This window comes from Avibacterium sp. 21-595 (assembly GCF_023611905.1).
Taxonomy (GTDB): Bacteria; Pseudomonadota; Gammaproteobacteria; order Enterobacterales; family Pasteurellaceae; genus Avibacterium.
The window spans coordinates 1,070,928-1,093,277 of sequence record NZ_CP091455.1; the positions used below are offsets into that span (position 1 = coordinate 1,070,928).

Below are 22,350 nucleotides of genomic sequence, written 5' to 3' on the forward strand. Positions count from 1 at the left end.
GTTTAGTCGAAGAACTAAAGTGCGGTCTAATTTTTAGAAAAATTTAGTAAAATGCCTAGACGTTCATCTAGGCATTTTTCTATATTTTCTCTTTAATTAATTTTGCCATCATTTCGATATGGGCAGGTTCTGCGTTAAGGGCAGGGATATATTGGAAGGATTTTCCCCCATTCTGAAGAAAAATTTCGCGATTTTCTACTTCAATTTCTTCCAATGTTTCTAAACAATCTGCAGAAAAACCGGGGCAAATAACCGCAACTTTTTCGATGCCTTGCTGGCGAGTTGCATTTTGTAAGAAATGATCCGTATAAGGCTGTAACCATTCTTCACGTCCAAAACGAGACTGAAAGCAGAGTTGCCATTGATTTTCTGTTAAACCTAGGCGATCGACCACAGCGAGGGTGGTTTGTTTACAGTGTTCACGATAATAGTCGCCCTCTTGTTCATAACGCAATGGAATACCGTGATAGGAAAACAGTAAAAATTCATCCGATTTCATTTTTGCTTTAATAGCTTGCGCTAAGGCATCAATATAATGCGCATCAAGATGATAAGAATGGATAAATTCAAACGGCACAAGCCCTCGAATGGATTTTAATGCGTGAGCAAAACAATCCAAGACAGCCGCAGTTGTGGTGCTACTATATTGTGGGTAAAGCGGTAGCACAATAATTTTATCAACTTGATTTTTGAGTAAATTTTCCACCGCACTTTGCATAGAGGGATTGCCATAAGTCATTCCTATTTCAACAATGGTATTGATTCCTTGTTGTGTAAAATATTGCTGTAACTTTTGTTGCTGCTGTTTAGCAATGACCAATAAGGGAGAGCCTTGCTCCGTCCATACACTACGGTAAGTTTCAGCCACCCGTCTAGCACGTATTGGTAAGATGATGCCACGAAGCAAAGGATACCATTTCCAACGGGGCAAATCGACGACGCGAGGATCGGTCAGAAATTGCCATAAATAACTTGAAATAGCCTTGGGTTGAGGGGCGTCTGGAGTGCCTAAATTGGCAAGAATAATGCCGATTTTTGGTTTTTTCATTGATTGACCACGCTTAATGTCAGTTTTGCAAAGCAGCATAGTTTATCGGCTTGATCTTTAATGTCAATTTGCCAAAATTGGGTGGTTTTTCCTAAGCGGATAGGGGTTGCTCTGGCGGTTACCACGCCTTCTCGAACTGGGCGAAGGTGGCTTGCGTTAATTTCTAATCCAACAACGGCTTGGTTTGTTTCGACACAGCAAAAGCCAGCCATTGAACCTACGGTTTCGGCTAATGCGGCAGAAATCCCACCGTGTAAAAAGCCCATTGGCTGGGTGGTACGTTGATCAATAGGCATCGTGGCTTCCAACCAATCGTCCCCTTGGGCGTGAAATTGAATGCCTAAATGTGCCACGGCACAATGGGCATTAAATTGATTAAGTTGGTCTAAAGTAAATGATTTTTTCCAAATTTTCATTGTGTTTTCTAACTGAGTAAGGTTAATAAGGCTTGTACAGGGTGTTTCGGCTGCCATTTTTCAAAACGTTTAACTTGGCTACGGCAAGAGTAGCCCGTGGCAAGGCAATAATCAGGATTTTTATCGGCAAGTTTTTCTTTCCAAGAACTGGCATAAATTGCTTTAGACATAGCAAAATGTTGCGTTTCATGCCCAAATGTCCCCGCCATTCCGCAGCAACCAACCGTTTCCACTTGCAAGGCTTGCCCAAAGGCAGCAAAGATTTCTTGCCATTCTTTCGGGCTATTCGGTAAGGCGGTGGATTCTGTACAGTGGGGGAATAAATGCCACTGTTGTCCTTCAGGTAAAGTGCGGTGGTTTTTTTGTGAATTTTTTATTCCTTGCGCTAATTGCTCAGAATGTAACTGATTTTTCAGCCATTGATGTGCGGTAAGCACTTGGAAATCACCACGTTCATCACCTAAAATTTCACGATATTCATCACGATAAGACAGCACAATGGCGGGATCTACGCCGACGAGGGGCAGATTTAACTGCGCCATTCGATTTAAAAATGCCGCCTGATTTTTGGCTGTTTTAGCAAAGCGAGCGAGAAAACCTTTGATATGCTGGGCTTTGCCATTAGGCTTGAAAGGCAACAAAATGGGGCGATAGCCCAATTTTTGGGTGAGTGCCACAAAATCTGCCACAACTTTGGCATCATAATAAGAAGTGAAAGGATCTTGTACGATAAGCAACATATTTTGCTTTTCGATTTCACTTAAGTGTTCTAATTGTTCTAAACTTAACCCTTGATAATTAAGGGCGACCAGTTGCTGTTGCAAATTCGGTTGGCTTAATAAGGGTAAATCCACCATTCCTAAGGCTTTTTTGGCTAGTGGCTGAGTGATTTTGGCTGCCGTGAAAAAGTTAAAAAATGTCGGTGCTTTTGCCATATAAGGGGCGATTAACTCCACATTAGACACCACATAGTCTTTAATTGGGCGAGTGTAACGTTGATGATAAAAATGTAAGAATTTCGCACGGAAACTTGGCACGTCAATTTTTATCGGACATTGGCTAGCACAGGCTTTGCACGAAAGACAGGTATCCATCGCCGCTTTCACTTCGTGAGAAAAATCATATTCACCGCGTAATTTTCCAAGGCTATGACGAATTTTGGCTACAAAATCGGTGAGTGTTATTTGGTTTTTGCGAAAATCTAATTGCTCAGGGGAAACGCTTTGGTTCGCCAGTAAACGTAGCCATTCACGCACCATTGCCGCACGTCCTTTCGGCGAAAATAAGCGATTTTTAGTTACTTTCATTGAAGGACACATTGCACTATGTACATCAAAATTAAAACATAATCCGTTACCGTTGCAATTCATTGCCCCAGCAAATTCCGTTTTCATCTGTATTGGAATTTGACGATCTTGATCCGCACGCATTGGCGATAGGATAGCGTAGAGTGTTTGAGTACTATCAAGTGCGGTGCAAATTTTGCCCGGATTTAGCCGATTGTGCGGATCAAACAGCGTTTTGATATAACGTAATTCTTGCCATAATTCAGGCGTGAAGAAGGTTTCACCATATTGTGAACGCATTCCTTTGCCGTGTTCGCCCCAAATTAATCCACCATATTTATGTGTCAGCTCTGCCACTTGATCGGAAATTTGTTTGAACAGTTTCACTTGTTCTTTATCGCATAAATCAAGAGCTGGGCGAACGTGCAAAACGCCCGCATCAACGTGGCCGAACATTCCATATTCAAGCTGGTGGCGATCTAATAACGCACGAAATTCACAAATGTAATCCGCTAAATGTTCTGGCGGAACGCAGGTATCTTCAACGAACGGAATCGGTTTTGCTTGACCTTTTGCATTGCCTAATAAACCGACGGCTTTTTTGCGCATTGCATAGATACGTTCAATAGAGGGTAAATCATTACAAACTTGATAACCGATAATATCATCTTGATTTTGCGAGATTTTTTCATCAAGTTGTAGGCAAAGTTGTGCTACTTGTTTTTCTATCAATGATTTACTATTGCCAGCATATTCTACGATATTCAAACCAAGAATGGGATTTTCTTGATCTTCGATAAGTAGATCGCTCACTGAATGCCAAATAATGTCTTGCTTGGCAAGGTTTAGCACTTTGCTATCTATGGTTTCTACCGAAAGTGCGTTGGCTTTTAGCATAAAGGGGGCATTACGTAACGCTGCATCAAAAGAGCGATACTTAATATTAATTAATGTGCGATATTGTGGAATAGGGGTGAGATCTAAGGTGGCTTCACAAATAAACGCAAGTGAACCTTCTGACCCCGTTAAAATGCGGGATAAATTAAATTCAGTTTCATCATTATTGAAGACATTCTTGAGATCATAGCCTGTTAAAAAGCGATTAAGCTGTGGTAAATCACGCAGGATTTCGTTACGCTTTTGCTGACAGCGCTGAAAAATTTCTTGATGCAGATGGCGACTACGCTGAGAAATAGGTTGTTGCTGTAATGATTGCTCAAAATCAGCAGTGTTGAGTGCATGAGTATCAATCACTTCGCCGTCTATTAATACTGCACGCAAGCCTAAAACGTGATCAGAGGTCTTGCCATAACGCAATGACCCCTGTCCTGAGGCATCAGTGTTGATCATTCCGCCTAACGTAGCACGGTTGCTGGTGGACAATTCTGGCGAGAAAAATAAGCCATAAGGTTTCAAAAATTGATTGAGTTGATCTTTTACCACGCCGGCTTGTACTTTTACCCAGCGTTCTTGCACATTGAGTTCAAGAATTTTGCTCATATAGCGTGAAAGATCCACAATAATATTGTTATTTAGGGATTGCCCATTCGTGCCAGTGCCACCACCACGTGGCGTAAAAGTGAGTGAAAGGTATTTTTCTTTTTGTGCTAATTTGGTTAGGCGAACCACATCAGCGGTATCTTTAGGAAACAAAATGGCTTGTGGCAGTTGCTGATACACACTGTTATCCGTTGCAAGGCTTAAGCGATCTGCATAGTTTGAAGCAATATCGCCAGTAAAATGTTGGCGTTTGAGTTCCTCCAAATAATCAGAAACTAAAGGGGAAAGCTGTGGGACATCAGATAAACGTGGTAGCATTTTATTACTCATACAATGATTAACATAATGAATGAAGTTTAGCATATTGTTATGATCCTTTCATCGAAAGAAAGGGATCAATTTTGTTTTTTCTGAAAGGTAAAGCGATAAAACTGCCTTATTTTTGCTCAAAAAATCATCTTGAATAGTAAGTGGTTGTATGAATTTTGAGCTAAAAAGAGAAAAATCGTTTGATTTTCTATTTTTTCAAGCTGATAATATATTCGCTTTGAATAGGTTCGATCTTAATTAGATTGAACGCATAAGCGAAGTAGAAATAGAGAAGCTATCGTTCTCTAAATACTTATAAGATTAAACTTAGCCATAAACTATGGGGCTATTTTATAAAAAAGTTTGTTTTTTTGTAAAAAAAGTTTAAGATCAACGTACACACATTATGTGTTTAGGTTTCATTTGGCAACTGATACTAAATGAAACTTTCATTTTAAATTTATTGATGACTAAATAGAGGATCATCCAAATGAAAAAAACTGCAATCGCATTAGCTATCGCTGGTTTAACTGCTGCATCAGTAGCACAAGCTGCACCACAAGCAAATACTTTCTATGCTGGTGCTAAAGCTGGTTGGGCATCTTTCCACGATGGTTATGGTCAAATTGAAGGTACTGGTTACGGTTATTTACGTAACTCTGTAACTTACGGTGTATTCGGTGGTTATCAAATCACTGATAACTTCGCTGTTGAGTTAGGTTACGATGATTTTGGTCGTGCTAAACTTCGTCAAGCTGGTAAAACAGTTGCTAAACATACTAACCACGGTGCGCACTTAAGCTTAAAAGCGAGCTACCCAGTATTAGAAGGTTTAGATGTTTATGGTCGTGTAGGTGCGGCATTAATCCGTTCTGACTATAAAAACAAAAAAGGTACAACAACCCTTATTGATGAAAATGCACACAGCTTAAAAGTATCTCCTGTATTCGCTGGTGGTTTAGAATATAACCTTCCATCATTACCAGAGTTAGCATTACGTGTTGAATATCAATGGGTACAAGGTGTTGGCCGCTTAGAACAAAATGGCAAACGTGTAGATTACACACCAAACATCGGTTCTGTAAACGCAGGTTTATCTTACCGTTTCGGTCAAGGTGCGCCAGTTGTAGCACCTAAAGTGGTTTCTAAAACTTTCGCATTAAGCTCTGATGTAACGTTTGCATTCGGTAAATCTAATTTACGTCCAGAAGCACAAAGCACATTAGATGGCATCTACGGTGAAATCGCACAATTAAAATCTGCAAACGTTGCAGTAGCGGGTTACACTGACCGTATCGGTTCAGAAGCTGCGAACTTAAAATTATCACAACGTCGTGCAGAAACTGTTGCAAACTACTTAGTATCTAAAGGTGTTTCTCAACAAGCTATTTCTGCAACTGGTTACGGCGAAGCAAACCCTGTAACTGGTGCTAAATGTGATTCAGTTAAAGGTCGTAAAGCATTAATCGCTTGTTTAGCTGATGACCGTCGTGTAGAAATCGCGGTTAAAGGTAACGAATAATTTTTCGTTAATACTTTAATACGTTTATAAAAAAGGCCTAAACGAAAGTTTAGGTCTTTTGTTATCTCATCATTTTATCGTTAAGGAAAAGAAAATGAAAAAGTGGATTATTGTGCTAATTGTCGCTGTGATCGCCGGTTTTACATTAATGACCAGCTACAATGGTTTAGTGCAAGCAGAAGAAAAAATTGATTCCGTATGGGCGAATGTTGAATCGCAATATCAACGCCGTGCAGATTTAATTCCCAATATCGTGAATACAGTAAAAGGTCAGGCTAACTTTGAGAAAGAAACCTTAACGGGGGTAATGGAAGCGCGTGCAAAAGCGAGCCAAACTAAAATTGATCCAAGTAATATGACAGAAGAGCAATTAGCGCAATTCCAACAGCAACAAAACTCTGTGGGATCGGCATTATCACGTTTATTAGTCACAGTAGAGAAATACCCAGATCTTAAAGCCCACGAAGGCTTTATGAATTTACAAGCCCAATTAGAAGGGACAGAAAACCGCATTAATGTTGCACGTGATAAATTTAATGAGGCAGCGCGTGAATATAACCAAAAAATTCGCCAATTCCCAACGAAATTAGCGGCAATGATTTTTGGTTTTAAAGAAAAACCTTACTTCAAATCTGCCGTGGGATCTGAAAACGCACCGGTTGTCAGTTTTAACTAAGATCGATCTATTATGGCGCTATTTTCAAGAATCCCTTTTAACAAAAAGCAAATTGAGGCGGCAATTGTTCGCCTCGAACAACAAACTTCCGCAGAGCTGCGTGTTTATATTGAACGCCACATTGCAAAATCATCAAGTTCGGTAATGGAACACGCCTTATCTGTTTTTCAAAAATTAGAAATGACAGCCACACAAGCGCGTAATGGCGTGTTGATTTATATTGCTTATAAGGATCATCAGTGTGCCATTATTGGTGATGAAGGCATTCATCAGTATGTAGGAGAAAACTTTTGGCAAGCACAATGTGCTGAAATGACAACGTATTTTAAGCAAAAGGTTTATACTCAAGGCGTTGTTAATGCGATTAATAACATTGCTCAAGTGTTGGCACAGCATTTTCCTATTCAGCCAAATGATCGTAATGAGCTGGATAATGAGGTGATTATTAATGATTAAGCTTATAAAAAGTGCGGTCGTTTTTTTGCTTGTTTTTTGGAGTTTAACCGCGAATGCGGTCAATTTCCCACCATCGCCTAATCCTTTTCATTATGTCAATGACTATACTAAAACCCTTACTCCATCAGAAAAACAACGTTTGGAAAATAAGCTAGTTGCTTATTCTAAAGAAACCAGTTCACAAATTGCGGTGGTGTTAATTCCAAGTACGGGGAATTATGATATTGCACAATATAGCTTTGAATTGGGGGATAAATGGGGCATTGGTCGTAAACAGCTAAATAATGGCGTATTAATGTTGATTGCCATCAACGATCGTAAGATTTTTATTGCCACAGGACAAGGATTAGAAGGAGCGTTGCCTGATGCTTTCCTTTCTCGCGTCATACGCAATGTTATTACTCCCGCCTTTAAACAGGGGCATTATATGCTCGGGATTGATCGTGGATTGGATTACATCATTGCCGCAAGTAAAGGGGAATATGATGCTGCTGAGACGGAAGAGGATGATTGGACACAATATATTCCAATCATAATGATCAGTATTTTTGTCTTATTTGTACTGTTTGGCGAACTAAGTTGGCGTAGAACGCCTTATATCAGCCCCACCAATAATCACAATGGACAAATTTTCCGCCAACCACCTATTGGCAGACGCCGTAGCGGTGGTGTTGGAGGCGGTTTTGGCTCAGGAGGCGGCTTTGGTGGTTTCGGTGGCGGTTCTGGCGGAGGCTTTGGTGGTGGCGGTTTTGGTGGCGGTGGTGCTGGCGGAAGTTGGTAATACTTGATTATTCTACTCGGGTTATTGGTATCTCAAGCCCCTTATGCTACAATCTGCCCACTTAATTAAAAACGAGGACAATTATGGAAACCTTAGAACGTATTAAAAAACAAATTAGCGAGAACCCAATTCTGATTTATATGAAAGGTTCACCAAAATTCCCATCTTGCGGATTTTCAGCTAGAGCGGTAGAAGCCTTAATGAATTGCAAAGTGCCTTTTGGCTATGTAGATATTTTGCAAAATCCAGATATTCGCGCAGAACTTCCTGCCTATGCGAATTGGCCAACTTTCCCGCAATTATGGGTAGAAGGTGAGTTAATTGGGGGATGTGATATTATTCTGGAAATGTACCAACAAGGCGAACTACAAACCTTATTATCTGAAGTGGCTGAGCGTCATAAAGAAGAAAATTAATAAAATTTATACCGCACTTATACAAGTGCGGTTTTTTTATCTCAATTTTTTATTATCAAAACCGTGAATTACTTCACAAATTTAAATATTACTCTTTGCTTATTGGAAATGATTTGCATATTATTTGCACCATAATAAGTGCTATTTTAATAGCCTGTAATGGTCATATTTTGCTTTCCGAGTGTGCCTCTAATGAGGCACTTTTTTTATTTCTTATTTTACTTAAGCCAAGGTTTCACATATTCACTATTGAGTAAGTTAATTTCACTTTGTTTCCAGTATAAATCTAACGTCCTTTCCCCTTCCGCATAAGAATTAAGTGCATAAGGCGGATAAACGAAATGAATTCCTTCTTGATCGAAATAAAATTCAGGTGAAATATAGAAACCCTCTAAAGAAGTAAAAGGGACTTCCCCCGGTTCAAGCCCCTGTATGTAAATTTTCCATAGCGCATCGAGTAATTTGGGCTGATTTTCTGGAGAAATTAATTTTTCAAGGGTGATCAAGGCTTTTTGCTGAGCATCAAAATTGAGATAATGAGTCATACCAAACCCGTGCGCACCGCCCTCATAAGTATAGCTATCTATTCTAAATCCTAGCCAATTTTGGCGTTGTCCTAGGTAGTAGGAGGAAAGAGAGAATTCTTTTCCTATTGAGCCTTCGGCTAACATTTCTTTACGATATTCTTGATAAATTTGTGCAAATTTTTGACGGAGTTGATCTTTGCCGATTGTAGTTAGTGGTAGCGAATTTTCATTTTCTTCATTTGCGATATATTGCGCCCATTGTTGGCGAAGCAAAGCATCAAGCCATTCAATATGGGTTTCAGGCATCGTAACTGAAACATTGATATTTGCTTCACTTTCAGTGTTTTTGAGATTGAATGTTTCCTCTTTTTGGAAGAGCGGTGAAATTTCTACCTGCAATGCCGGAAATAAGGATTTTTGTGCATTGAGTTCATTTTTTAGTTGGGTGATTTCTTGCTGCTGGATTTGTTGGGCTGTTTCCGCTTGTTGCAATTTTTGCTGTAATTCAGCCACTTGTTTATCATCACAAGCAGAGAGTAAAAAAATCGTACAAAAACTTAAGGCAAAAATGGTTTTGTTCATTTGGGGTTTCCTCTTGATTGTTTTGTGGTCAGTATAAGTGAATAATGCGTTTTACGCGACAAAATGTTTATATTTTGTTTGCATAAATATTTCGTTATAATTGACCGAATTTTGATGCAATATAAAAGATTATGAAGTTACAAGCCAATAATAAAACCCTTTCCTTATCACAGCCCCAAATTATGGGGATTTTAAATTTCACGCCAGATTCTTTTTCAGATAGCGGCCTGTTTTTTGACCGCGACAAAGCCTTATTTCAAGTGGAAAAAATGCTTAATGAAGGGGCGACCATTATTGATATTGGGGGAGAATCCACCCGCCCAATGGCAGAAGAAGTGAGTCTTGAGCAAGAATTAGATCGCGTTGTACCTATGGTGGAAGCAGTGAGAAAACGCTTTGATTGTTGGATTTCTGTGGATACATCGAAGGCGCAAGTAATGGCAGAAAGTGCGAAAGTCGGAATGGATTTAATTAATGATATTCGTGCATTAACTGAACCGAATGCATTGCAAACTGCCGTACAATTAGAGTTACCCACCTGCATAATGCATATGCAAGGGCAGCCTCGCACAATGCAACAAAATCCGTATTATGAAAATGTGGTGCAAGAGGTATTAAATTTTCTGGAAAATCGCACCGCACTTTGTTTAGCTGCCGGAATGAAAAAAGAAAACATTATTTGGGATCTGGGCTTTGGGTTTGGGAAAACCGTACAACATAATTATCAATTGTTGCAACAGTTAGCGAAATTTACCCAAGATTATCCTGTCTTAGCCGGCGTTTCGCGTAAATCAATGATTGGAGCGGTATTAGATAAACCTGTTGATGAGCGTATTGTGGGCAGCGTTGCCGCCGCCTTAATTGCCGTCATAAATGGGGCAAAAATTGTGCGTGTCCACGATGTTGCACCCACTTCAGAGGCATTAAAAATTTGGCAAGCGACGCAAATGGCATAATTATAATGATGTACAATTAATGTACTAATTTTTAACTATAAAAAATAAAAAGGAATACAAATGGCAGAACGCAAATATTTTGGTACTGATGGTGTACGTGGAAAAGTTGGGACTTCACCGATTACCCCTGATTTTGTCCTTAAACTTGGCTGGGCAGCGGGAAAAGTGCTAGCGACACAGGGGTACGGCACCGTATTAATTGGGAAAGACACCCGCATTTCGGGCTATATGTTGGAATCCGCCCTTGAGGCAGGTTTGGCGGCAGCAGGGCTTTCCGCCGCTTTTACCGGTCCAATGCCAACCCCAGCCATTGCTTATTTAACGCGCACTTTCCGAGCTGAAGCGGGCATCGTGATTTCAGCTTCTCATAATCCTTATTATGATAATGGGATCAAATTTTTCTCTACTCAAGGCACAAAATTACCTGATGATGTGGAAGAAGCGATTGAAGCAATGCTAGAACAGCCAATGGATTGCGTTGAATCCGCTCAACTTGGGCGTGCAAGCCGTATTAATGACGCAGCAGGGCGTTATATTGAATTTTGTAAAAGCACCTTTCCTGCGCATTTAAGCCTAGAAAATTACAAAATTGTGGTGGACTGTGCCAATGGCGCAACTTACCACATTGCGCCTAATGTAATGCGTGAATTGGGGGCGGAGGTGATCGAAATGGGGACGCAACCAAATGGAATGAACATCAATGAAAAATGTGGTGCGACCGATATTAAAGCCTTGCAGGACAAAGTGTTAGAAACCAAAGCCGATATTGGTTTAGCCTATGATGGTGATGGCGACCGCTTAATCTTAGTGGATCACCTTGGTAATAAAGTGGACGGCGACCAAGCCCTATTTATTATTGCACGTGAAGCCTTGCGTGCGGGCAAACTAAAAGGCGGCGTGGTAGGAACATTAATGAGTAATATGCGTCTTGAACTCGCCTTAAAAGAATTAGCGATCCCATTTGTGCGCGCCAATGTGGGCGACCGTTATGTGTTAGAAAAAATGCAAGAAAATGGCTGGTTACTTGGTGGTGAAAACTCAGGTCATATCATTATTGCAGATAAAAATACCACGGGAGATGGCATAATCGCCTCACTGGCGGTATTAGCCGCCATGGTAGAACATCGTTTATCACTCAATGAATTGGCAAGTGCGGTGCAATTATTCCCACAAGTATTAATTAATGTGCGTTTCTCAGGTGGCAGTAATCCATTAGAAAGCGAACAAGTGAAAGCCGTTGCCGCTGAAGTGGAAAAACGCTTAGCAGGTAAGGGACGTATTTTATTAAGAAAATCAGGCACAGAGCCGTTAATTCGTGTAATGGTCGAATGTGAGGATGGCACACTTGCGCAACAATGTGCTGAAGAAATTGCTGAAGCGGTGCGTGCCAATTAATAGTGCGGTGTAAAAGAAGCGAGTTTTTCGCTTCTTTTCTTCTAATTAAATAGAGTAGTAGTATGAAAATTTTTGTAATGCGACACGGCGAGGCGCAGACCATCGCCCCTTCAGATAGTGCAAGACCTCTCACAGAAAAGGGCAAACAGCAAGCATATCAACAAGGGCAATGGCTACATTCTATGAATATTCAGCTGGATAAAGTCCTCGTTAGCCCTTATCTGCGTGCGCAACAAACCTTTGAGCAAGTGAATTTGGCGTATCAAAATCAGCTGCAAACTAAGTGCGAAACTTGGGAGGGGATCACCCCCTATGGCGATGCAGGCCTAGTGCGAGATTATTTGAATGTGCTGTTGGAAGACGGTGTGAAAACCTTGCTGATTATTTCTCATTTACCTTTGGTGGGCGATATTGTGCGTGAATTGTGCGGTAGAAATCCTGCCAATTTTTACCCAGCCACGCTTGTTGAAGTGGACATCTATTGTGAAGACACAATAGGAAAAGTGGAAAGCATCAATTATCCTAGATAACCTATTGCGTAAGAAAAAGTACGGTAAAAAATACCGCACTTTTTGTTTTTATTCCTTTTCTTACGGCGTGTAATAGGTTGCCCCTGCCTATAACGAATAATCCTGATTACGTAAGCTGATTTGATAGATCAAAATGGCATAAGATATGCCAAAAACGTCATTGAGCTACACAAATTATCTTATATATTATACTAATGATGATATAAATTAAGGAGTTATAATGATGTGGAGCTATCTTGCACTCAATTTAGCAATTTTTATCGCCTTGTTGATCGGCATAAAATGGTATTTTAATCAAAATCATACCTTATCGCGTAGCGTGTTTTTAGGGTTAGTATTAGGGGGATTATTTGGCGGCGCATTGCATTTATTTTATGACGGTAATGTGCCAGTAATGAAAGAAACCCTGAATTGGATTGGCATTGTGGGCAGCGGTTATGTGAGATTATTGCAAATGATCGTAATGCCACTGGTCTTTGTTTCCATTCTCTCTGCGGTTGCACGCTTACAAGGAGCAAGCTCTTTAGGCAAGATTAGTGTCAGCGTTCTTTCTGTATTACTGTTCACCACCGCAATTGCAGCAGTGATAGGGATTACTATGGCAAATTTATTTGATCTCTCAGCCGAAGGGTTGGTGGCAGGTGATCGTGAGCTTGCGGCACAAGATCGCGTTCTGGGACGAGCAGAAAAGGTGGCAGGTTTAAATGTGCCGACAATGTTGCTTTCTTTTATTCCGAAAAATCCTTTTGCGGAACTTACTGGAGCCAACCCAACTTCGATTATCAGTGTGGTGATTTTTGCCGCATTTCTAGGCGTGGCGATTCTGCGTATCCGCCGAGAGGATGAGGAATTAGCGGCACGATTATCACAAGGTGTTGAAAGTTTAAATAAATTAGTGATGAGCCTTGTTCGTGTGGTGATTCGCCTTACCCCTTATGGCGTTTTGGCCTTGATGACAAAAGTGGTTGCCAACTCAAATCTTGCTGATATTCTTAACTTGCTTGGCTTTATTGTTGCATCTTATTTGGCGATTTTCTTAATGTTCGTGGTACACGGTATTTTACTTGCTTTGGTGAAAGTAAATCCAGTTCGTTACTATCAACAGGCTTTCCCAACGTTACTTTTTGCTTTCACTTCCCGTTCCAGTGCGGCAACAATTCCAATGAATATTGAAACCCAAGTATCAAAATTGAATGTGCCGTCAGCCATTGCGAATTTCGCCGCATCTTTTGGTGCAACAATCGGGCAAAACGGCTGTGCCGGCATTTACCCGGCAATGCTCGCCGTAATGGTTGCGCCAACCGTGGGGATTGATCCAATGTCGTTAGAATTTTTGCTTACCCTTGTATTAGTGGTAACCCTTTCTTCATTCGGTATTGCTGGCGTTGGTGGAGGCGCAACGTTTGCAGCAATTATCGTGCTTTCTACAATGGGCTTACCCTTAGCATTAGTTGGTTTACTCATTTCCATTGAACCTCTCATTGATATGGGGCGTACCGCGTTAAACGTAAACGGGGCAATGACTGCAGGCGTGGTTTCAAGCAGAATTTTGCGTAAAGCCTAACTCTGTAAAAAGAGAAGTGCGGTGTTTTTTAGAATTTTTTCTCGCCTATCAAAAAGGCTAACTTGAGTTGATCTGCCCCCCAAAAGTTGGACTAAACAACCAACTGATTAAGGTGCAGATTTTTTATGATGAAATATACTCAAGATTTTAAACAACAATTGCTCGACTTTTATCTTCAAAATGGAAAAAATCGTTCGCTTACCCGCCGGTATTTTCAACTTACCCAAAGGACGTTAGCACGCCGGATTGCAACATTTAATCATAATGGAATCAATGGATTAGCCCTGTTAGGTAAAAACGCTGTTATTCTGTTGAATTTAAATTAGGGGCTGTCCTAGGTAACGACTAAAAACTCTATTTAGGTTAAAATGACCAAATGAGAAAAAGTCGCTTAAGTCAGCATAAACAAAATAAACTCATTGAGCTGTTTGTCGCAGGCGTTACTGCAAGAACAGCAGCTGAGCGAGTAAATGTAAACAAAACGACGGCAGCGTATTACTTTCATCGCTTACGATTACTTATTTATCAAAACAGCCCCCATTTGGAAATGTTCGATGGTGAAATTGAAGCTGATGAAAGCTATTTCTGTGGCATTCGCAAAGGCAAGCGGGGGTGAGGCGCAGCAGGTAAAACGGCTGTATTTGGGCTTTTAAAGCGCAATGGTAAGGTTTACACCGTCGCGGTGCCAAATACTCAATCTGCGAATTGTTGCCAATCATTCGTGAGCAAGTAAAGCCTGATAGTCTTGTTTACACTGATTTCTACCGAAGTTATGATGTACTTGACGTGAATGAATTTAACCGTTTTCGCATCAATCACAGTACACACTTTGCAGAAAAACAAAATCACATTAACGGAATTGAGAATTTCTGGAATCAAGCGAAACGCCATTTACGCAAATTTAACGGTATTCCTAAAGCGCATTTTGAGCTTTATTTGAAGGAATGCGAATGGCGTTTTAATAACAGTAACTTAAAATCTCAAATTTCTATTTTTAAAACAATTAGTTAAAGGGGATCTAGCCTAGTTATCTAGGGCAGATCCTATTTAATTATCAACCACAAAAGCGTACAAGCGATAATGCAACGCTTGGGGCTGAAAGGAAAAACTAAGCGGAAAAAATATTGTTCTTACCAAGGCGAAGTGGGACATTATTAAGCTTCAACAGCAGGAACTCATTCTGAAGAAAGAAGAACTTAGTGTTCGTAGAGAAGAAATTCAAGCGAATGAAAGATTCGCAAAGCCTCCATTGAAGCAAAACAACAAACCGATTTAAAACACGGTGATATTTTTACCCTTTTGCAAAAAGGGAAATTATGGCTTACTGCATTGATTGCCTCGTTTGTATTGATTATTGTTATTTATGCAATGTATTCTAATAATACAGGCTTTGCCTTGGAAATTCTTAAGATAGGCGGAGCGTTATTGACGGGTTACTTTGCTGGATTTGGACGAGGTAAAGCTGTCGTATTGGAGCGACAGCAGAAAGAAAATCAAGACGATTAATATTAGCCCAACAACAAATGTTGGGCTTTTTATTGCTCGCTAAATCTTAAGTGCTGGTACATTGCGATGTGATCCAGATCACTTTAAAACTCGCCTGATTTTGGTATGATTAACGTCTGTTTTTATTTAAAGTAAAGAGGTAATCTAATGAAATTATTTAAACTTGGCTTATTAACACTTAGTATTGGACTATTAGCAGCTTGTGGTTCTGGTGGTGGAAGTGGTGATAGTAGTACACCTGCGGGTAATAATAGCAGTGTAAATGGAAATCCTACTACGGATGTGTCGGTTAAAACTGATACAAAATCTATTGATCTAGTCGCTGAACAATATAAAGAGCAAGTTAAAGAAGCGAAACGAATTCAGTTAGCAGATGGAACAGAATTAGAGCTTATTGATTATCCGGTTGGTGTGGTTCAAAAAGATGTAGCTGATGGAAAAGTTAAAGGGATCAACTTACCTTATTCTGTTGTTGGAGCGTGGTTGCCAGATAATGTTAAAGTGGATAAAGAAGGTGTCGTAATTGATCCTCGAGTAGATGAAGAGGATTTTGATATATTTGGTTTACCTACGACGAAAGATCAAATTCCAGTTAGCGGAGTAGCTCAGTATAATGGATATTCACTAGGTGCAATCACATCAGGTAAATTGCAATTAAATGTTGATTTTGGAAATAAAACTGTTGATGGTAAATTATACGAGCGTAAATTTGATAATGGTCAGAATTTACCAGATATTATCCTGACTAAAGGAGTTATAATTCAAGATGCTGAAAACATTGATAAAAAAGATGTTACAGTATTTGGTGGCGTAGCAACATATAAAGGAGTAAACGGCATTTATACTGGTGCATTTATGGGACCGAATGCAGAAGAGGTTGTAGGAGCTGTTGGTTCAGAAGAATACGACATTTATGAAGCCTTTGCTGGGCAAAGAGGCAATATTAAAAACTAATCTGAATATAAACCCTGTTGACCTCAACGGGTTTTCTTTTATATTTACTCCATAGGCGTCGAAACCTACAACCAAAGGCGGTAATCCGCACCCGACAGCATAGCGGTTTTTTTTATGCGTAAAATTTATGTTTCTCCTATTTCACATAACAAATTGAACGCACATATTGCTCTATGCCGAGAGGGCGGAGAATAAAACACGGCGTAGTAGATGAAATGGTTGCTAATAATTATTTTCTAAGATTATTAGCAACTCTTTTTATTTAAAAAAATTCTGTATAAACATAATGTTACGTTTTTTCGTTAATCCGTTGTGATTATTTAATTTCCGCTTCAGTTCACTAAATAATCCTTCTATCCTATTTGTTGTTTTTTCTATATTTAATTCCGGATATTTCTCATAAGGAAATAAATACTTTTCATAACGTTTTAAACTCGCATAAGTTCCTCGAATATGTTGATGTTTATAAGGAAAATAACCTCGTTCATTTGCCTTTTCTGAACGCGCATTTAAAAATGCTTGATGTGCTAAATACCAATAATGTAATCGCCGATAAAATTCCGCTTTGTGACTACTCTTTAAGGTTTTCACTCTCACTTTTAATGCTTTTCCAGCCTCGGATTGATGATTTTTCCTTAACTTTCTCATCACCATCGCTACCATATGAAATTGACACATCTGCATTGGCGTATTGAGAAAATCTTTCAGTAACCCTCTTCGCCAAGCACACGCTATTTCTAAAAAATTCAAGCATACGAGAAGAAATCGAAAACTTGATTTTTAACAGCCCAAGAACAGAGCAAAGATCCACAAAAACGGTAAATTACTTACGTTAAAAATTCAATAAAAACTGAGCGCACTTTAGTTTAAGTGCGGTTGTAATGGTGATGAACGAAATAACTTGACTGCCCGTAGGGATTTGGAAAATAACATTTAGGAGGGGATATGTCAGATTTAATGTTTTTCATTCGAGGGTTACTGGGCTTTTTTTGGTCGTTGATTATTCTACCTCTACTTTTTTTAATACCAATAGGTTTATTTATCGCAGGAATGGTTTATTTTGATATTAATCTTTCTTGGTGGGCGTTTTAATTGTAGGCTTGTTGGGTGGATTTTGTTTGGGCGCAATAATTAACACCGTTAAAATATTGCGTAATCAATAATATATCTATTTTAAGAAGAAAAACCTTTCTCTTATAGCAAGGTTTTTTTATGGCTTGAATTTACAATCTAACTGCAACAAATAAAAAAGTGTTCATAAGGAAATCGACGATAATTTGTTTAGCACAAAAAAAAATCACTGATGAGAACTTATGAACACCTACAAACATCTTACCCTTTATGAACGCGAAAAGATAATGGTTTTTCACGCATTAGGCAAAACAATAACCCAGATTGCTCAGCGATTACAGCGACATAAATCGACCATTTCACGAGAATTGAAGCGCTGTCAGGGCTAATATGCGGCATTATCAGCTCAAGAACACTATCAACAACGGGCAGAATGTAAAACCAAGCGAAAGTTAGCCGACCCGAGATTGTTTGATTTCGTCAAGCGAAAGTTCTTAGAAGAGAATTGGTCGCCAGAGCAGATTGCCTCTCGTCTGAAATACGAACAAAGCGTGCTTTCTATTAGCTTTGTCAGTATTTACCGAGGGATTTATGCAGGGTGGTTTGATATTGCACGGGGCAAGAGGGGCTATTCGGAAATTCCGTCATCGTGGAAAAAGGCGGCATACCAATGACTATGTAGAAAAACGCGGAAAAATCCCTATTAGTCATCATTTAACCGAACGACCAAGCGAAGCCGTTTAGGCGATTGGGAAGCTGATACAGTGTTGGGCGCAGCAGGAAAAGCCTGTTTATTGACCTTGACGGATAGAAAAAGCCGTTTTCCCATCGTCAGAAAATTGCCCGCAAAGCGGGCAGAAAGTGTTGCCAAGGTAATGGCTGAAGCCTTGCACAATCTAACCTTTAGAAAGCATTTCCCCCGATAGAGGGAAGTAATTTGCAAAACATCAGCAGGTAACGGAACGACTTCAGGTTGAATTTTACTTTCCATTACCCATCAACCTTGGCAAAGAGGAAAAAAATTTTCTTTATTGCACCAGCAAATAGAAATTTGTTTTACCACGTAAAATATTTAATGCGATAGTAGAAGGTTTATCTTTAAGTGATTTACGTAGTTGATCCAAGTTTTCAACTGGTGCGCGGTTTATACCAATAATCACATCTCCGTCTTTTAAGCCTAAGCGTTGAGCAAGTGATTTATCTTTAATTTTGCTAATTTCAACGCCTTTTTGTCCTTTTGCATTGTAGTTACTTAACTCGGCACCTTCTAATGCTGGAAGAAGGTTTGTTGCGCTGGCTTTGGCTTCTTCATCTGGTTGTAAGGTAACGGAAGTTGTATGGGATTTGCCATCGCGTAAATAGGTTAATTCAACGCTTTTACCTGCACCTGTCGTGGCGATTTTTGCACGTAATTCGGCGAAGCTAGACAGTTTTTGCCCGTTAATGGCGGTAATTACGTCTCCAGCTTGTAAGCCTGCTTTTTCTGCAGCAGAATCAGGTAACACTTCACTTATAAATGCCCCTTGTTGTGCATTTATTTTGAGTGCTTTGGCTAGCTCAGCATTGAGTTCAGCGCCTTTTATGCCTAATAATCCACGGCGAACTTCACCAAATTCAAGGATTTGTTTCACAAGGCTGTTTGCCATATTACTTGGAATGGCGAAAGCGATTCCGGCATTTCCTCCACTTGGTGAGATAATTGCTGTATTGATACCAATTAATTCACCATTAAGATTGAGTAATGGCCCTCCTGAATTGCCTTGGTTTACTGCAGCATCAGTTTGAATGTAATTTTCATAGCTACCTTTTTCTGAACCTGTTGAACGCCCAAGAGCAGAGACAATGCCTGAAGTCACCGTCTGTCCTAGACCAAAGGGATTTCCAACAGCCACAGTGTAATCGCCAACACGTAGTTTATCAGAGTCAGCCATTTTGATCTCAGTAAGGTTTTTCGGATCTTCTAGTTGAATTAAAGCAATATCTGAAAGCTCATCAGCGCCCACTAATTTTGCGTTAAATTCACGTCCGTCTTGTAATTTCACCGTGATTTTATCTGCTTGATCAATCACGTGATTGTTCGTGAGTACATAACCTTTTTCGGCATTGATAATCACACCAGAACCAAGACCTTTGAAACTGCGCGGTGAGTTATTATTAAAAATTTCTGGTCCGAAGAAAAACTTGAACTCTTCAGGGATATCGTCATTTTGGAAACGGGTTTTTTGTTTTCCTTCCACTGCAATGGAAACGACGCTAGGTAGCACTTGCTCTAGCATTGGGGCTAAAGTAGGTGTGCTAGAAAGCGTGCTTGGGGGTGGCAATGTTGCCATTGAGTTTACAGAGGTACCAAGCACGGTTAAGCCAAGAGCGATACTGGTTAATAAAAAATGTTTTCTTTTCACTTTATTTCTCCATTTCGTTACTAAGTGTCATTTTAAAATAAGAACAGATCTCCATTTTTAAAGGAGTTCACGCTATTTTCTTTCATTGCTGAAAGTATGTTTATTGTGTTGCTTAAGACAAAGAAAATAAAAAATTGTTCGTAAAAATTGTATGATTTTTGAGAAATTACAAAAAAAGAGGTAAATGAGTAGATATTTTTAACTTAGCCCTCATTTATACTATTTTTTATCTTTTTATAAAAGATAAAGTGCGGTGTAAATTTTTGGTGATTTCTGTGTCACAGCTGATTAATAATACGAGCTATTAGATGAGAGAGGTAATCCGAGAAAGTATAATGCAGTTATTGCTTATTATTAATGTATTCAATCAATATTGGCCTTGATTGGATTGGAGCTAAAAGAAAAAGAGCTAGGAAAGCCTGCTCTTTTTTCTTTAAAAGACATTAAATTAATGTATCCACTTTTGCTTTTGCTTGTTCTTGCGATTTAGCGGCGACTTCTGCCCCCGATCCTACGCCTTCTACATAAACAAATTCCACATCATTAATTCCAATAAAGCCAAGGAATGTTTTCAAATAGGGGGTGATAACATCTGTGACTTGCCCTTGGTGTACGCCGCCGAAAGAGGCTAATACAATGGCTTTTTTCCCTTTTACTAAGCCTTCAGGGCCATTTTCGGTATATTGGAAAGTGACACGTGGGCGGGCAATGAAATCAATGTAGCTTTTTAATTGGGTTGGAATATTAAAGTTGTACATTGGTGCATTGATAATAAGGGTATCAGCATCTTTTAATTCCGCGACCAATTCATCTGAAAGTGCCAGTAATGCTTTATCTTGGTCGGTTTTTGGTTCGCCACGCAAGGCATTGGCAGCAATACCATCAAAATGTGGCAATGGGTTCGCGCCTAAATCACGCTCAACCACTTCGGTGCCAGTAGGTAATTTTGATACAAGGTAGTCAGCAAGCTGATTTGTTTGTGAGTAATCGCCAAGAATACTTGATTTTAAAACAAGAACTTTCGACATAAGAAATCCTTAAATTGTGCTTATTATAAAGTGCGGTCATTATAGAGGGAATTTTTTCTAGAACAATGGGATAAAAGGAAAAAGATTTTTTCTTAATCGTAAATAATCAGCGAGAAATTGCACTTTGTCAGAAATGCTTTATGATCGCATTTTGATTTTTATTTAACAAAAGGACAGATTATGTGGTCAGAATTAGCAATGGGCTATGGCTTATTTATTTTAGAAATTCTTACGGTGTTATTGGTTATTACTGGCATTGTCGCGATGATTATGGCGTTTAAACAGAAAAAATCTCATCAAGCAGGGGAGTTGGTTATCACCGATTTATCGCAAGAATATGAAGAAAATGCCAAGCGCTTGGCTGAATTTCATCTTTCTGAAGAAGCGTTAAAACAAGTAGAAAAAGCACGTAAAAAAGAGGATAAACAAAAAGCAAAAGCAGAAAAAGAAAAGCGTAAAAAAGGTGAAAATCCAGAAAATGAACGCAAGCCCCATTTATTTGTGTTGAACTTTAAAGGGGATATTTCTGCTTCAGAAACCACCGCACTTCGCGAGGAAGTGAGTGCTATTATCGCCGTAGCAAAACCGGAAGATGAGGTATTATTGCGTTTGGAAAGCCCCGGTGGTGTGGTTCACGGTTATGGGCTTGCGGCTTCCCAGTTAGCACGCTTAAAACAGCACCAGATTAAATTAACCGTGGCAGTGGATAAAGTAGCAGCCAGTGGAGGCTATATGATGGCGTGCGTGGCGGATAACATTATTGCCGCACCTTTCGCTATTATTGGTTCAGTAGGGGTGGTGGCACAAGTGCCGAATATTCATCGTTTACTGAAAAAACACGATGTGGATGTGGACGTGATGACCGCGGGAGAATATAAACGTACAGTCACTTTACTTGGTGAAAATACGGAAAAAGGGAAAGAAAAATTCCAGCAAGAATTAGAAGAAACCCATCAATTATTTAAACAATTTGTTGCACAGCATCGTCCACAGGTTGATATTGAGCAGGTAGCCACTGGAGAGCATTGGTTTGGGCAGCACGCGTTAGGATTAAACTTAGTTGATGAAATTGCCACCAGCGATGATGTGATCCTACGAGCGATTAAAGATAAATTTGTCGTTTCGGTGAAATACGCAATGAAAAAATCCCTTGTACAGAAATTAGGGAAACAAGCGGAAGAAAGTGCAGATAATGTGCTATTGGGGTGGTTAAAACGTAATGAGCGAACATTATTTTAAGAACTTGAATGTTCTTTACAAAAGATGACAAAAATTTTAGAACATCACTGCCGTTTATAGACTTTATTAATTTACTTTACGGCAGATTGCCATTAGTATATTGGATGTTAGATATAGGAAATCTTTCAGATATATTCTAAGCGTTTAGTTTTATAGAAATTAATCAATAAAATCAGATATTAAGGT

At 39.5% G+C, this 22,350-nt stretch carries 20 protein-coding genes and 3 pseudogenes; 16 read left to right on the plus strand and 7 right to left on the minus strand.

The features are described from left to right. Positions 1-79: 79 nt before the first annotated feature. The 3 genes from hemH to ydiJ are packed head-to-tail and all read right to left on the minus strand — an operon-like array spanning position 80 to position 4,568. The gene (gene hemH / locus L4F92_RS04980; RefSeq protein WP_250364438.1) at positions 80-1,048 is read right to left on the minus strand and encodes a ferrochelatase; all 969 of its coding nucleotides are present in this window, start codon (positions 1,046-1,048) and stop codon (positions 80-82) included. After that, a complete protein-coding gene (locus L4F92_RS04985; RefSeq protein WP_250364439.1) occupies positions 1,045-1,464 on the minus strand; it encodes a hotdog fold thioesterase in 420 nt (139 codons plus the stop codon). The genes hemH and L4F92_RS04985 overlap by 4 nt, the downstream gene beginning before the upstream one ends. 8 nt (positions 1,465-1,472) lie before the next feature. After that, a complete protein-coding gene (gene ydiJ, locus L4F92_RS04990; RefSeq protein WP_250364555.1) occupies positions 1,473-4,568 on the minus strand; it encodes a D-2-hydroxyglutarate dehydrogenase YdiJ in 3,096 nt (1,031 codons plus the stop codon). Between the two features lie 481 nt (positions 4,569-5,049). Between ydiJ and ompA the strand changes: the two genes are divergently transcribed. From ompA to grxD, 5 genes are all read left to right on the plus strand, one after another. Next, complete coding sequence (gene ompA, locus L4F92_RS04995) at positions 5,050-6,081, plus strand: porin OmpA (RefSeq protein ID WP_250364440.1); 1,032 nt, start codon at positions 5,050-5,052, stop codon at positions 6,079-6,081. A 94-nt stretch (positions 6,082-6,175) separates the two neighbouring features. Beyond that, on the plus strand, positions 6,176-6,757 hold the full coding sequence (locus L4F92_RS05000) for a LemA family protein (RefSeq protein ID WP_103853020.1): 582 nt from the start codon (positions 6,176-6,178) through the stop codon (positions 6,755-6,757). 12 nt (positions 6,758-6,769) lie between these two features. After that, complete coding sequence (locus L4F92_RS05005) at positions 6,770-7,213, plus strand: TPM domain-containing protein (RefSeq protein ID WP_250364441.1); 444 nt, start codon at positions 6,770-6,772, stop codon at positions 7,211-7,213. Next, positions 7,206-7,994, plus strand: a complete 789-nt coding sequence (locus tag L4F92_RS05010) for a TPM domain-containing protein (protein ID WP_250364442.1) — start codon at positions 7,206-7,208, stop codon at positions 7,992-7,994. Before L4F92_RS05005 ends, L4F92_RS05010 begins: the two co-directional genes overlap by 8 nt. A gap of 83 nt (positions 7,995-8,077) precedes the next feature. Further along, positions 8,078-8,410: a Grx4 family monothiol glutaredoxin gene (gene grxD, locus L4F92_RS05015; protein WP_250350107.1), complete on the plus strand. Its 333-nt coding sequence runs from the start codon at positions 8,078-8,080 to the stop codon at positions 8,408-8,410. A 218-nt stretch (positions 8,411-8,628) separates the two neighbouring features. On the opposite strand, the gene L4F92_RS05020 is transcribed toward grxD, so the two are convergent. After that, entirely contained in the window at positions 8,629-9,519 is an 891-nt protein-coding gene (locus L4F92_RS05020) for a DUF3298 and DUF4163 domain-containing protein (RefSeq protein WP_250364443.1), read from the minus strand. 131 nt (positions 9,520-9,650) lie between these two features. Between L4F92_RS05020 and folP the strand changes: the two genes are divergently transcribed. The 8 genes and pseudogenes from folP (at position 9,651) to L4F92_RS05060 (ending at position 16,424) form a co-directional block, all read left to right on the plus strand. After that, on the plus strand, positions 9,651-10,475 hold the full coding sequence (gene folP / locus L4F92_RS05025) for a dihydropteroate synthase (RefSeq protein ID WP_250364444.1): 825 nt from the start codon (positions 9,651-9,653) through the stop codon (positions 10,473-10,475). A 60-nt stretch (positions 10,476-10,535) separates the two neighbouring features. Then, complete coding sequence (glmM, locus tag L4F92_RS05030; RefSeq protein ID WP_250350110.1) at positions 10,536-11,870, plus strand: phosphoglucosamine mutase; 1,335 nt, start codon at positions 10,536-10,538, stop codon at positions 11,868-11,870. A 62-nt stretch (positions 11,871-11,932) separates the two neighbouring features. Beyond that, entirely contained in the window at positions 11,933-12,400 is a 468-nt protein-coding gene (gene sixA, locus L4F92_RS05035; protein ID WP_250364445.1) for a phosphohistidine phosphatase SixA, read from the plus strand. Positions 12,401-12,623: 223 nt separating this feature from the next. Next, on the plus strand, positions 12,624-13,964 hold the full coding sequence (locus L4F92_RS05040) for an L-cystine transporter (RefSeq protein ID WP_250364556.1): 1,341 nt from the start codon (positions 12,624-12,626) through the stop codon (positions 13,962-13,964). Positions 13,965-14,089: 125 nt separating this feature from the next. Then, positions 14,090-14,298 (plus strand): annotated as a pseudogene (locus L4F92_RS05045) (helix-turn-helix domain-containing protein); the annotation flags it as partial. Positions 14,299-14,340: 42 nt separating this feature from the next. Then, positions 14,341-14,991: pseudogene (locus L4F92_RS05050) on the plus strand (IS1595 family transposase). Positions 14,992-15,263: 272 nt separating this feature from the next. Beyond that, positions 15,264-15,470: a hypothetical protein gene (locus tag L4F92_RS05055; RefSeq protein WP_250364446.1), complete on the plus strand. Its 207-nt coding sequence runs from the start codon at positions 15,264-15,266 to the stop codon at positions 15,468-15,470. 147 nt (positions 15,471-15,617) lie between these two features. Beyond that, positions 15,618-16,424, plus strand: coding sequence for a transferrin-binding protein-like solute binding protein (locus tag L4F92_RS05060; RefSeq protein WP_250364447.1), 807 nt, complete (start codon positions 15,618-15,620; stop codon positions 16,422-16,424). 258 nt (positions 16,425-16,682) lie between these two features. Here L4F92_RS05060 and L4F92_RS05065 read toward each other — a convergent pair whose 3' ends face one another. Further along, a complete protein-coding gene (locus tag L4F92_RS05065; RefSeq protein WP_442778847.1) occupies positions 16,683-17,108 on the minus strand; it encodes a hypothetical protein in 426 nt (141 codons plus the stop codon). A 261-nt stretch (positions 17,109-17,369) separates the two neighbouring features. On the opposite strand from L4F92_RS05065, the gene L4F92_RS05070 reads away from it, so the two are divergent. Beyond that, positions 17,370-17,516 (plus strand): hypothetical protein, encoded by a 147-nt coding sequence (locus L4F92_RS05070; protein WP_250364449.1) that lies wholly within the window; start codon positions 17,370-17,372, stop codon positions 17,514-17,516. 221 nt (positions 17,517-17,737) lie between these two features. Next, positions 17,738-18,511: pseudogene (locus L4F92_RS05075) on the plus strand (IS30 family transposase); the annotation flags it as partial. A gap of 12 nt (positions 18,512-18,523) precedes the next feature. Here the strand turns inward: L4F92_RS05075 and L4F92_RS05080 are convergent. Next, complete coding sequence (locus tag L4F92_RS05080) at positions 18,524-19,897, minus strand: Do family serine endopeptidase (protein ID WP_250364450.1); 1,374 nt, start codon at positions 19,895-19,897, stop codon at positions 18,524-18,526. Between the two features lie 443 nt (positions 19,898-20,340). Continuing rightward, positions 20,341-20,925 carry an FMN-dependent NADH-azoreductase gene (locus L4F92_RS05085; protein ID WP_250364451.1) on the minus strand — a complete coding sequence of 195 codons (585 nt, stop codon included), beginning with the start codon at positions 20,923-20,925 and terminating at the stop codon, positions 20,341-20,343. 180 nt (positions 20,926-21,105) lie between these two features. Here L4F92_RS05085 and sohB point away from each other — a divergent pair, with 180 nt between their 5' ends. Then, a complete protein-coding gene (gene sohB / locus L4F92_RS05090; RefSeq protein ID WP_250364452.1) occupies positions 21,106-22,164 on the plus strand; it encodes a protease SohB in 1,059 nt (352 codons plus the stop codon). Positions 22,165-22,350: the final 186 nt, after the last annotated feature.

Coding starts and splice junctions, on each gene's coding strand:
- L4F92_RS05005 (WP_250364441.1), top strand. CDS start 6,770: ATGGCGCTATTTTCAAGAATCCCTTTTAACAAAAAGCAAATTGAGGCG.
- L4F92_RS04985 (WP_250364439.1), bottom strand. CDS start 1,464: ATGAAAATTTGGAAAAAATCATTTACTTTAGACCAACTTAATCAATTT.
- L4F92_RS05040 (WP_250364556.1), top strand. CDS start 12,624: ATGTGGAGCTATCTTGCACTCAATTTAGCAATTTTTATCGCCTTGTTG.
- L4F92_RS05070 (WP_250364449.1), top strand. CDS start 17,370: ATGTCAGATTTAATGTTTTTCATTCGAGGGTTACTGGGCTTTTTTTGG.
- ompA (WP_250364440.1), top strand. CDS start 5,050: ATGAAAAAAACTGCAATCGCATTAGCTATCGCTGGTTTAACTGCTGCA.
- sixA (WP_250364445.1), top strand. CDS start 11,933: ATGAAAATTTTTGTAATGCGACACGGCGAGGCGCAGACCATCGCCCCT.
- L4F92_RS05020 (WP_250364443.1), bottom strand. CDS start 9,519: ATGAACAAAACCATTTTTGCCTTAAGTTTTTGTACGATTTTTTTACTC.
- glmM (WP_250350110.1), top strand. CDS start 10,536: ATGGCAGAACGCAAATATTTTGGTACTGATGGTGTACGTGGAAAAGTT.
- ydiJ (WP_250364555.1), bottom strand. CDS start 4,568: ATGCTACCACGTTTATCTGATGTCCCACAGCTTTCCCCTTTAGTTTCT.
- hemH (WP_250364438.1), bottom strand. CDS start 1,048: ATGAAAAAACCAAAAATCGGCATTATTCTTGCCAATTTAGGCACTCCA.
- grxD (WP_250350107.1), top strand. CDS start 8,078: ATGGAAACCTTAGAACGTATTAAAAAACAAATTAGCGAGAACCCAATT.
- L4F92_RS05060 (WP_250364447.1), top strand. CDS start 15,618: ATGAAATTATTTAAACTTGGCTTATTAACACTTAGTATTGGACTATTA.
- folP (WP_250364444.1), top strand. CDS start 9,651: ATGAAGTTACAAGCCAATAATAAAACCCTTTCCTTATCACAGCCCCAA.
- L4F92_RS05085 (WP_250364451.1), bottom strand. CDS start 20,925: ATGTCGAAAGTTCTTGTTTTAAAATCAAGTATTCTTGGCGATTACTCA.
- sohB (WP_250364452.1), top strand. CDS start 21,106: ATGTGGTCAGAATTAGCAATGGGCTATGGCTTATTTATTTTAGAAATT.
- L4F92_RS05010 (WP_250364442.1), top strand. CDS start 7,206: ATGATTAAGCTTATAAAAAGTGCGGTCGTTTTTTTGCTTGTTTTTTGG.
- L4F92_RS05000 (WP_103853020.1), top strand. CDS start 6,176: ATGAAAAAGTGGATTATTGTGCTAATTGTCGCTGTGATCGCCGGTTTT.
- L4F92_RS05065 (WP_442778847.1), bottom strand. CDS start 17,108: ATGCAGATGTGTCAATTTCATATGGTAGCGATGGTGATGAGAAAGTTA.